This window comes from Marinobacterium sedimentorum (assembly GCF_024267675.1).
Lineage (GTDB): Bacteria > Pseudomonadota > Gammaproteobacteria > Pseudomonadales > Balneatricaceae > Marinobacterium_A > Marinobacterium_A sedimentorum.
Map to the genome: position 1 here is coordinate 1 of NZ_JALDYX010000063.1, position 10,629 is coordinate 10,629.

General features: G+C 59.0%; 11 protein-coding genes. All 11 read right to left on the reverse strand.

Features of this window, described 5'->3' with window-relative positions:
• Positions 1-128: 128 nt before the first annotated feature.
• Positions 129-677 (reverse strand): hemerythrin domain-containing protein, encoded by a 549-nt coding sequence (locus MRS74_RS23140; RefSeq protein ID WP_254582648.1) that lies wholly within the window; start codon positions 675-677, stop codon positions 129-131.
• A gap of 76 nt (positions 678-753) precedes the next feature.
• Positions 754-1,383 carry an HAD family hydrolase gene (locus MRS74_RS23145; RefSeq protein WP_254582649.1) on the reverse strand — a complete coding sequence of 210 codons (630 nt, stop codon included), beginning with the start codon at positions 1,381-1,383 and terminating at the stop codon, positions 754-756.
• Position 1,384: 1 nt separating this feature from the next.
• Positions 1,385-2,194 carry an AlbA family DNA-binding domain-containing protein gene (locus MRS74_RS23150; RefSeq protein ID WP_254582650.1) on the reverse strand — a complete coding sequence of 270 codons (810 nt, stop codon included), beginning with the start codon at positions 2,192-2,194 and terminating at the stop codon, positions 1,385-1,387.
• A gap of 45 nt (positions 2,195-2,239) precedes the next feature.
• Positions 2,240-2,626, reverse strand: a complete 387-nt coding sequence (locus MRS74_RS23155) for a hypothetical protein (protein ID WP_020679880.1) — start codon at positions 2,624-2,626, stop codon at positions 2,240-2,242.
• 84 nt (positions 2,627-2,710) lie between these two features.
• Positions 2,711-5,338: an aminopeptidase N gene (gene pepN / locus MRS74_RS23160; protein ID WP_254582651.1), complete on the reverse strand. Its 2,628-nt coding sequence runs from the start codon at positions 5,336-5,338 to the stop codon at positions 2,711-2,713.
• A gap of 12 nt (positions 5,339-5,350) precedes the next feature.
• The gene (locus MRS74_RS23165) at positions 5,351-6,181 is read right to left on the reverse strand and encodes a DUF2797 domain-containing protein (protein WP_254582652.1); all 831 of its coding nucleotides are present in this window, start codon (positions 6,179-6,181) and stop codon (positions 5,351-5,353) included.
• A 13-nt stretch (positions 6,182-6,194) separates the two neighbouring features.
• Complete coding sequence (locus MRS74_RS23170) at positions 6,195-6,455, reverse strand: YeaC family protein (protein WP_254582653.1); 261 nt, start codon at positions 6,453-6,455, stop codon at positions 6,195-6,197.
• 136 nt (positions 6,456-6,591) lie between these two features.
• A complete protein-coding gene (locus tag MRS74_RS23175) occupies positions 6,592-7,449 on the reverse strand; it encodes a rhomboid family intramembrane serine protease (protein ID WP_254582654.1) in 858 nt (285 codons plus the stop codon).
• A complete protein-coding gene (locus tag MRS74_RS23180; RefSeq protein WP_254582655.1) occupies positions 7,446-8,432 on the reverse strand; it encodes a metallophosphoesterase in 987 nt (328 codons plus the stop codon). The genes MRS74_RS23175 and MRS74_RS23180 overlap by 4 nt, the downstream gene beginning before the upstream one ends.
• A 1-nt stretch (position 8,433) precedes the next feature.
• Positions 8,434-9,315: an NAD(+) kinase gene (locus tag MRS74_RS23185; RefSeq protein WP_254582656.1), complete on the reverse strand. Its 882-nt coding sequence runs from the start codon at positions 9,313-9,315 to the stop codon at positions 8,434-8,436.
• Positions 9,316-9,499: 184 nt separating this feature from the next.
• Entirely contained in the window at positions 9,500-10,468 is a 969-nt protein-coding gene (locus tag MRS74_RS23190) for a 1-aminocyclopropane-1-carboxylate deaminase/D-cysteine desulfhydrase (RefSeq protein ID WP_254582657.1), read from the reverse strand.
• Positions 10,469-10,629 lie beyond the last annotated feature (161 nt).

A 10,629-nucleotide genomic window follows, 5' to 3' on the forward strand; every position in this document is an offset into this window, starting at 1 on the left:
CGAGCCGCCAGGAGGCCGTCCGCGGTGTTGCATTTCCTCGAAATAGGCCCACTATAGCTTCGAAAATGCGCCGTGCGGTCAACCTCCTGGCGACTCGCTAAAAGCGCGTCTAAGAGCGAAGCAGTACACTAGCGCGTCATATCCTGTAGCAGATCACGGTATAGCTCGACATACTCCTCGGACTGGTGCTCGCCGAACAGCGGATCGACATTGCGCGGCAGCTGTTCACTCAGCGCCACCCAGTCCGAGGGCTGCGCCAGCTTTTCCAGCCGCACGAAAACCTGCTCCTCCTCAAACACCATATGGGCTTTTTGCTCACGCACATAGGTCTCCAGCTTGGAGATCAGCTGCTCCATCGGCATCAGGGTGTCGTTAAGGATACTTTCAATGGCGCCACTCAAATCATGGGACAACGCCTGCACATGCTGATGCTGGGTTTCACACTGCTGTATAAGGTCATCAAGCTGCGTATCACGGCCTTGAAACCAGGCCAGCATCCGGTCTTCCCGCGAGTGGTGGTGCTCATCGGCGTAGTCACCAATATAGCTGATCGCATCGGCCATAAGCCGATAATTCGGCCGGGTACCGGCACGCAGCTTGGTGACCTTGGCACTGAGAATATCCAGCAGCCGGGCAAGATTAAGGTGATCACTGTGCAGTTCCGCCATGATTGTCATATCGAACCTCCGCGTTACATTCATAACTGTATGCTGTCTTTACTATAGACAAGCCAGCTTCGCCAGAGTTGGATACTCAGGTGTTCAGCGACACTGTGGACGCAGCGGTGCGCTGCAGCAGGCTGTGCAACTCACCCAGATCCTGCACCCGCAGGTCGGTGAGTTCCGGCCAGTGACGATCCTCGCGGCTGTCCACATGCACGGTCATGAGCCCGGCATTGCGCCCGGCCTCAAGATCATAGCGAAAGTCCCCCACCATCAGCGCATCGCCAGGCTCAATACCCCAGCAGGACAGCAGATGCTGCAGGCCACCGGGGTCAGGCTTGGGCTGGGCCTCATCGCGCCCGAGCACATAGACCGGATCGAAATAGGCTGCCACGCCAATGGCCTGCAGTGACAGCAGGGCGAACTCGCGCGTGTTGCGTGTCAAAATGCCAAAGTGGCAATTCCGCTCGCCCAGCCACTCAAACAGGCCATGCAGCCCCGGCGCAGGCTCCGCCTTGAGGGCATAGTGGCGTTCAAGATCATCGAGCTGCGCATAAAGCGCACTGCGCTGCGGCTCAGCCAGATCCGCCAGCGTGGCCAGAATGTCCGCGCCAGGCGCCAGCCCCAGCTCACGGCGAATATGCTCGAAATCGTGCACCGGACGGGTCAGGGTACCGTCCAGATCAAATACCCAGTAGCGAAACCGGTGCAGTGATTCCATCTTAACCATCCACCGCAGTATCGCTGGTCATGTTGTCCAGCAGGCCGCCGAGCTTATCCTCGACCTCCCGCAGCATGACCTGATAGCGCTGCTGATTACCGTTTCCCTCGCTCAGCAGCCGCTCCAGATTACCGATGCTTTCCTGACTGTCCCGCAGGGTTTGCAGCATGTTGCGCGAACGCTTCTTGCTGCTGTCCGTCAGCTGGTCGATACGGCTGAAGGTGCGCTTGAGCTGATCATCCAGATCATGGATATGCTGACTGACCTGCAACAGGCCGTCGTTGATCGAGTGGCTGATGCCCCCAACCTGATGTTCCAGCCGGAACACGGCATTACGAAAACGCAACAGAAACTGCTCACCCTCGCGATCCATGAAGATGGACAGCAGTTCTTCGGGATAGAGTGCCCGATTGCGGCCATCGGCCCGCATGGTGTACTGACCGCTGGGCGTGCAATAGGGTTTGGAGGGACCGGTGGGAATTTCGACCCTGAGAAAGGGCCTGGCGCCGAGATTCTCAATGAAAATCTCGACGTCAATATTGGGATAGCAGCCGGTGGCCTTGTTGATCAGACTCAGGCGAGCACCATCATCGACATCACAGCCTACCACCTGCCCACGCTGCACACCGTCATCGCTGGTGTATTCATCAATGCCGATCAGCAAAGTGCCGCCGCCGGCGGCATTGGCAAAGGCGACCAGATCACTGGCGTGAACCGCGGACGCCTCGCGCTTGAAGTCGACATTGACGCCCTCCGGCATCTGCAGCAGACGACGCGTACGCCCGGTAATGCCACGGTACTCTTTTCTCATGGGCATCGTCTCATGCGAATTCCGGGAAAAAGTACAGCGACACTGTTACTTGTAGATACCGTCGTCAAACGGATCCAGCGGATGTTCAAGCATCTTGTCATCACGAAAGTACAGAATGCGACCTTCAAACTTGAGCCCCTTGGAGGCGAACCAGCGATCCGTATCCTCGCAGCCTTCATCTGCCTGGCTGGTCTTCATGCGCGCCATCAGCAGCCGGTAAAAATACAGGCCGAAGAGCGCAGCCGAGGCCCCCAGAAAGAAATCTGACGCCAGCGCGAACAGCAGTGTCACAACACCGGCTACCCAGACGCGGCTCGCCTTGGCCGTTTGCATGGCCCGGTTGGCGTCTTCGCGCTGATCCCGGAACTTGAGGTAGCGACGATAGTTCTGCTGCAGATCGAACTTGTCGTGGCTTGAAAGCAATCTTTCCATCTAATGCATCCCTGAGTATTTCTTGGATATGTGCTGCTATACATTGTCTGGCAGTATAACCAACCCTGCCATCGCGGTCTTGCTTCAGCCCAGACTCTTGCTGACCACTTCGTACACATCCCGCGACAGCTCACCGCTGTCCAGAATGCGCCGCAGCTGTGCCTGCATCTGCGCCTGACGACCGGCGTCATATTTGCGCCAGCGCGTCAGTGGCGTCAGCAGGCGCGAAGCTACCTGAGGATTCAGCCGGTTCATCTCAATGATCCGGTCCGCCAGGAAAGCATAGCCTTCCCCACCGGCCCCATGGAAGTTCACCGCATTCATGCCACAGAAGGTCGAGATAAGCGAGCGCACCTTGTTGGGGTTACGCATGTCAAAGGCATCGTGCTGCATCAGCGCCTTAATGCGGGCCAGGGCACCTGGCTTGGGATCACAGGCCTGCACCGCCAGCCACTGATTCACCACCAGGGTTTCACTCTGGTAGCGCTGATAAAAATCCTCCAGCACAGCAGCCGCGTCTGCATCAAAGCCTGAATGGGCGATAAGACTGAGGGCGGCCTGACGCTCGGTCATGTTGTCGCAGCTGTCATACTGCGCCCGGGCCCGAACCAGATGCGCCGGTGCTTCCAGTGCCACAAGATATGACAGACACAGATTGCGCAGGCTGCGCCGCGCGACCTGATCGGCATCCGGCGCATAGGCCCCGGTCGGCGCCAGCGCCTCGTAACGCCGCTGCAGCGGCGCTTCCAGCATCCGTGCAAGCTCGGTGCGGGCAAACTGGCGGGCCAGGTGAATCGCTTCGACATCGATGCACTCGGACAGTTCGCTCAGGTATGCCTCCGAGGGCAGCGACAGCACCTTGGCCACCATCGCAGGATCCAGGCTCTCATCATCCAGCACAGCGGCATAGGCATCCACCAGCGCGCCGTCCAGCTGCAGCGCTTCTCCCTCACGGTGCTGTGCCATCAGCCCCTGGATCACCTCGACCGCAAGGCGCTGCCCTGCATCCCAGCGATTGAAACCGTCACTGTCGTGGCTCATCAGAAATACCAGCGCATCACGGCTGTAGGGATACTGCAGTCGCACTGGCGCGCAAAAGCCACGCAGCAGCGACGGCACAGGGCGCGCGGCGATCTGTTCGAATACAAAGGTCTGACGCTGCTCGGTCAGCTCCAGCACCCGCGTTGTGGCACCGTCCGTCAGTGCCAGATCCGCTCCGCTGACATCCAGCAGGCCCACCGCCAGGGGAATATGCAGCGGCAGCTTTTCGACCTGATCCGGCGTTTGCGGCAGCTGCTGCTCCACATGCAGACGGTACTGCTGCGTGGCGGCGTCGTAATCATCCGTGATGCGCAGCGTCGGCGTGCCCGCCTGACTGTACCAGCGGCGGAACTGCGTCAGATCACGCCCCGACGCATCTTCCATGGCCCGCACGAAATCATCGGTGGTCACGGCCTGGCCGTCATGACGTTCGAAATACAGATCCGACCCCTGGCGGAACAGGTCAGCCCCCAGCAGGGTGTGCAGCATGCGCACCACTTCGGCACCCTTCTCGTACACGGTCAGGGTATAGAAGTTTGAAATTTCTATGTAGGACGCCGGGCGCACCGGGTGCGCCATCGGACCTGCGTCCTCGGCAAACTGGGCGGTGCGAAGCAGGGTAACGTCTTCCACTCGCTTGACGGTGCGCGAGTTGATGTCGGCGGAGAACTCGGCATCGCGAAATACCGTAAAGCCCTCTTTCAGGCTCAGCTGGAACCAGTCTCTGCAGGTGACACGATTGCCCGACCAGTTATGGAAGTATTCATGCGCCACCACGCCCTCGACACGCTGATAGGCGGCATCAGTGGTGGTTTGCGGGCTGGCCAGCACGCAGGAGGTGTTGAAGATATTGAGGCCCTTGTTTTCCATGGCCCCCATGTTGAAGAAGTCCACCGCCACGATCATGTAGATATCCAGATCGTATTCGCGGCCATAGACCTCCTCGTCCCAGCGCATGGCATTGATCAGCGAATCCATGGCGTGGTCCAGCTTGTCCAGATCTTTGGGCTCGGCAAAGATGCGCAGCGATACATCGCGCCCGGACGCTGTCCTGTAGGGGCGTTCAATATGCTGCAAATCCCCCGCCACCAGCGCAAACAGGTAGGCAGGTTTCGGGAAAGGATCCTGCCAGGTGACCCAATGGCGCCCATTCTTTTCGCCGGACGCCACCGGATTGCCGTTGGACAGCAACACGGGGAAACGCGCCTGATCCGCCTCGACGGTGGTGGTAAAGACCGACATCACGTCGGGCCTGTCCATGTAGAAGGTGATGCGCCGAAACCCCTCGGCCTCACACTGGGTGCAGTACATGCCTTCGGACAGATACAGGCCTTCCAGCGCTGTATTGTCCTTGGGGTGAATACGGGTGGTGCATTCCAGCACAAAGCTCTCGGGGACTTGGGCGATGCTCAGCAGCTCGCCTTCGCGCCGGTAGTCACCCGCCGACAGCTCGGCACCATCGATGCTCAGCTGGCACAGCTCCAGGCTTTCATGCCCGTGCAGCTCCAGCGATGCCTGTGCCGCGGCAGCCTCGGGATTGCGCCGCACCTTGAGCCTGGAGTGCACCAGCGTCTGGTCATCCGCCAGCTCAAAACGCAACTCGGTTGTATCGATCAGGTACGCCGGAACCTGATAATCCTTGAGATAAATTGCCTGCGGTTGTTCTGCCATGCCTGCTTCACCCTATTCGGAACGAAATTCCACCTCGTAGGAGGTGTATTTGCGCAAGTTGATCACACCGGTGTCCAGTATCAGATATTGCCCCTTGATACCCAGGAGCAGCCCGCTGACTTCGGGCGTTTTATCCAGATTCAATGAGCTGACCTTGAGCGGATAGTTCAATACCGGGTAGTCAATCGTCACTTCCTCGGCCTCCAGACGCTGCACGGCCTGCAGGCCAAAGCGCTGCTCCAGCTCGACCATGCCCGCAGCACTGGCCTCAAACAGCCGGTCGCGCTCGGCTTTCAAATCCAGCGGCGGTATGCCCCCTTTGAGCATGGTGCGCCAGTTGGTCTTGTCCGCCACCTGATCCTTGAACAGATGCTCCATCAGGCCGGACTGCAGCCGCGAGTCGACGCGCAGAATCGGCAGCGCCTGTACCGCACCCTGGTCGATCCAGCGCGTAGGCACCTGGGTGCCGCGGGTAATACCCACCTTGATGCCGGATGAGTTGGCCAGATAAACGATATGCGTCTGGAAGCAGAACTGCTCGCCCCAGGACGGGTCGCGGCAGGTGCCCAGGTGAAAGTGGCATTTTTCCGGGCTCATGATGCAGCTGTCGCATTCGGGCAGCTTGGTGAAGCAGGGGTAACAATACCCCTGGCTGAAACTTTTCTTGGTTTTTCTGCCGCAATTCAGACAGTGGATCGTACCGTTGTGGGTGAGGCTGATGCGCTGACCCAGCAACTCATTGAGCGCCAGTGACTGCTCGCCGCACCGCAGTTGATAGTGGGCCTGACCGTCGGTCAGTTCGGTACGCATCTTGCGCAGGGCGCCCTGTGCCAGTACTTGCATGAAAAATTAAGGCCTAATTGAGAATTTTAAGGGGCTGAGGTTGCAGCGGATCACTGCCATGCTGGGCGCCATCGGGCCGGGTACGGTCGATGAAACCGGTACGCTCGGACTCGGGCAGGTGATTTTGGTCATAGGCGATCACCGCACGCAGACACAGGGTGCGCTGCTCGGCACTCAAACGCTCACCGTTGGGCCATTTGCCGATTTCCACCGCCAGCTTGAGCGAACGGTGCATTTCAGGGGTCATGGTTTCAATCAACTGTTCATAATTCATTCACTAGACTCCACACTCTCTAACCATCCACCGGATGGACACCCAATCTAATTCGCACGCAGTGTACCAGACTGTGCTACGGGGGCTGAACCGTCTGGAGAGCACTGCCCGCAGAAACCGCGCCGACACAAGCGTTTTAGTCCTTGCGCTTCGCTGCAATCAGGCTGCGCAGCAAGGCCCAGATCAGCCCTGCTGCCAGCCCCGCCAGATGTGCCGTGTTGGCAATGGCACCAACGCCAACATATTCCAGCACACCGGCAAAGCCCAGCACCAGCCACAGCAGCATCAGCCCCATCAAGGCCGGTGGCAAGCCTATGGCCGGACGCCCTGCGCGCTTGTCCCACAGCCAGGAATAGCCCAGCAGCGCGAACACTACACCCGACATGCCACCGAACATCGGGCCGCTCACCCAGAACTGGGCCAGGTTGGATACCAGCGCCGAGAACAGCACCAGCCCCAGTAGGGCCCAGCGACCGTGCAGGTACTCAATGCCGCGCCCAGCGACCCACACCCACAGCAGATTGAACAGAATATGTGGCAGGCTGAAATGCATGAGCGCGGGCGTGAACAGGCGCCACAATTGACCCGCACTGAGAGTCTCCACAAGGCCCGCATAAAAGACGCTGTCGCCGCGCACCTGGAAATCCACCAGCGCAAAACGGCGCATCCATTCCATATTGTCACCGAACCCCACCAGCAGCGACACCAGTACGCTGGCGACAATCAGCAGCAGGCTGAGCCAGCCCTGGCGCAATGCGGCCAGATTGAACACAGTCCCGCCGCCTGATCGCGGCGCCTGGAGCGCACTCAGATCCGCCCCTTCACGCCAGAGCTGATAGAGCCTCATTACCTGCTCGGCATCCACCTGGCTGGAAACCCACAGCTGCTGTACCGCATCCTGCTCCACCACCCGATGCGGCACCCTTTGCTGCCAGAGACATTCGGTAAAACCCCGTAAATCCTGCGCCAGAGGCACTTCAAGCAACTTGATCACAGGACCTCTCCGGACTCGGGTGAACAGAGTTCGCGGTCAACATCGACCCAGACAAACTTGGCCGGATCAATGCGCGCTTCATGGTCATAACGATAGGCTACCAGCTTGCCGAACTTCACCGCGCTGTAGTCCAGGCAGGCAATATTGGCGGTAATGGGCACGGGCTCGCCATTGCGCCAGTAATGCCCGACAAACAGCAGTTTTTCGTCTTCGCCGTAGTGCAGCAGCTGCTCACGATCAGCTGCACTGAGGGCCATACCGGCAACCTCGTCCGGCAGCGGATCAGGCTGAAACACCACATCGCCGTAGCACTCGGCCGATTCGGCCCAGAACTTGGTGCGGAAGTAGTGTCGCTGAAAACCGTCCGTGCTGGTGATGACCGCGCCATTGGGCAACTTCATATGGGTACCACGCAGCGCACGATCCATCAGCTCACGCTCAAAGCTGCCGAGGTCGACCGAGCGGTGCAGGAAATCCTCGGTGATCCGATTGCCGCCGTATTCGCGGGAAAAACGGTCCAGCAGTGCCTGGGGCCAGCAGGCGTGGATCACCCGAAAATGCTCGAACTCCAGAAAAATGGGCATATCCCGGATCCAGGCAAGAAAATCGTGTTGCTCCTGCGGATAGAATTCAAAGGCATCCAGCGTCTCTTTCAGCACCCGATGGTGGCGCGACGTGTGGGAGCGCAGGTACTCCAGGCCGGAGCCGGGACGACCCGGCGTGCAATAGCACAGAAAGTTGTACTCATGATTGCCCATGACCACCTGGGCGGTGCCTGCCTCCACCATGTTGCGCACCAGGTGCAGCGACTCGCGGATGCGCGGCCCCCGGTCAATGATATCGCCGACAAAGAGCGCCTGACGCTCGCAATGACGATAGACGCCGCGCTCCAGCCGATAGCCCAGACGCTCCAGCAGCATGCCCAGACTGACGGCACAGCCATGTACATCACCAATGAGATCAAAGCCTTTTATATGTGGCACATCAAGCTCCCAGCCTTGTCCCCCACCCGAGCTTTTCGCGGCAGGTACGGTAAAAGTCATAGTTGAGAGGATGCAGCAACTTGAGCTTGTGCGGCTTCTTGTGAATGGTGATGACATCCCCCGGCGCCAGACTGAAACTCAGCTGACCATCACAGGACACCGTGGGATAGGTTTTGTTGTTGTCGCTGATCACGAGTTTGAGCTCGCTGTTGCCATCCACCACGATCGGGCGGCTGGACAGGGTATGGGGGAACATGGGCACCAGCACCAGCGCATCCAGCTTAGGCGACATGATGGGACCGCCACCGGACAGCGAATAGGCGGTCGACCCGGTCGGCGTCGCGACGATAAGGCCATCAGAGCGTTGCGTGTAGACAAACTGCCCCTCGATAAACAGCTCAAACTGAATCATGCGCGTCGCCTTGCCAGGATGCAGCACTATATCGTTCAGGGCCGTGCCCTCGCCGATAGGCTCACCCTCACGCTTGACGATCAGATCCAGCAGGAAGCGACTCTCCACCGTGTATTTGCCTTCCAGCACTTCGGCGACCTTGGCCTCGATATCGGCTGGCGATATATCGGTCAGAAACCCCAGATTGCCGCGGTTCACCCCCAGTACCGGTACATGGGAGGGTGACAGTGCCCGGGCTGCGCCCAGCAGGCTGCCATCGCCACCAACGACAATCACCAGATCGCAGATCTCGCCCATCATCTTCTGCTTGCAAGTCTGCTGACCGTGTCCAGGAATCGTATCGGAGATACGTTCATCCAGCACAGTGTTGAGCCCGCGGTCATTGAGAAAGCGAATTAACTGCTTCAGCGTATCAATAACTGACTTGCTGCCAAGACGCCCGATCAAGCCGACATTGCGAAAATAGTCCATCAAACCATCCTGTTGTTAAGCTGTTAACCCGGCGGACAAACAGGTTCCCTACCTATTTGTCCATCACGCCAGAAAAACGGGCGCAAGTACGCGGACATGCTGGTTTCTCTGGCGTTCGCATTGGCCTGCGGCCAATAATGAAGCATCCATGCTTCATGTATTAACCCGCCGGGTTAATAACCGATCAAAGCGGAAGCCCGCCGCGGTAAGCACTCCCTTGATCGTACAATGTTTTTTGCATTCCTCTAAGCCCCTGCAGACCACCCGTGTGGATTAGCAGCACCCTGGAGCCCGCAACAACCTCGCCCTGCGCCACCATCTGATTGAAACGCAGCACCATCTTGCCGGTGTACACGGGATCCAGCGCTACGCCTGTCTGATGCTGAAAAGCCGCCATGAATGCCGCCAGCAATGGTGATGTGCGGGCATAGCCACCGCCATGGGCATCCAGCTGCAAACCCCAACCGCCGGGGTCATCCTCACCCGCCAGCTGCAGCAAGGCGGCGATATCCGCGTATAAAAAGTCACCCCCCTTGAGAGCAGAGAAACCCAACAGCCGGCTGGACGCGGGCCTGCCGGCAATCAGCCCCGCCATGGTCCCCCCGGTTCCGACGGCCACACAGATCAGATCAAAATCAGCCACACCATCTACACCTGCGAGAATCTCCCGGCACCCTGCCAACCCCAGCGGCCCGAAACCACCTTCGGCAATCAGACCGAAGCTCCCCAGGCGACTGCGCAGCTGCTGCTCAAACGCAGGATCCTGCCTGTTTCGGTAGGTCGCCCGATCCACGAATTCAAGCCGCATACCCCAGGCCCTGGCATCCGACAGCGTCGGATTAGCCGCATAGGCAGGCTCCCCACGAATCACACCGATGGTCTCGATACCCAGAGCCTGGCCTGCAAACGCCAGCGCATGCACATGATTGGAATAGGCACCGCCAAAGGTGAGCACGCGCCCCTCGCCTCGCGCTATCAGATCCTGCAGCGCGTACTTGAGCTTGTACCACTTGTTACCGCTGACCTGCGGATGCACCTGGTCAAGCCGCAACATCCAGACGTTGACGCCGGCACGGCGATAGAGTTCCAGCTGCAGGGGCTGCAGAACCGGCACGGCGGCAAAACCAAAAGGGTTGAAATGGGACTGAGTCATGGGCGCTTACGCAGGGTATTGAAATGCATTGGCGAAACTGAGCAAGGCAAAAAGCCACGAAACAGCGAAGGGCGGAACAAGATGATAGCCACAGCAGCCTGTCGGACTTAACACTGATCTACTGCGGAAACGCCGATTTTGGCCACTTTTCGTACTCTTTT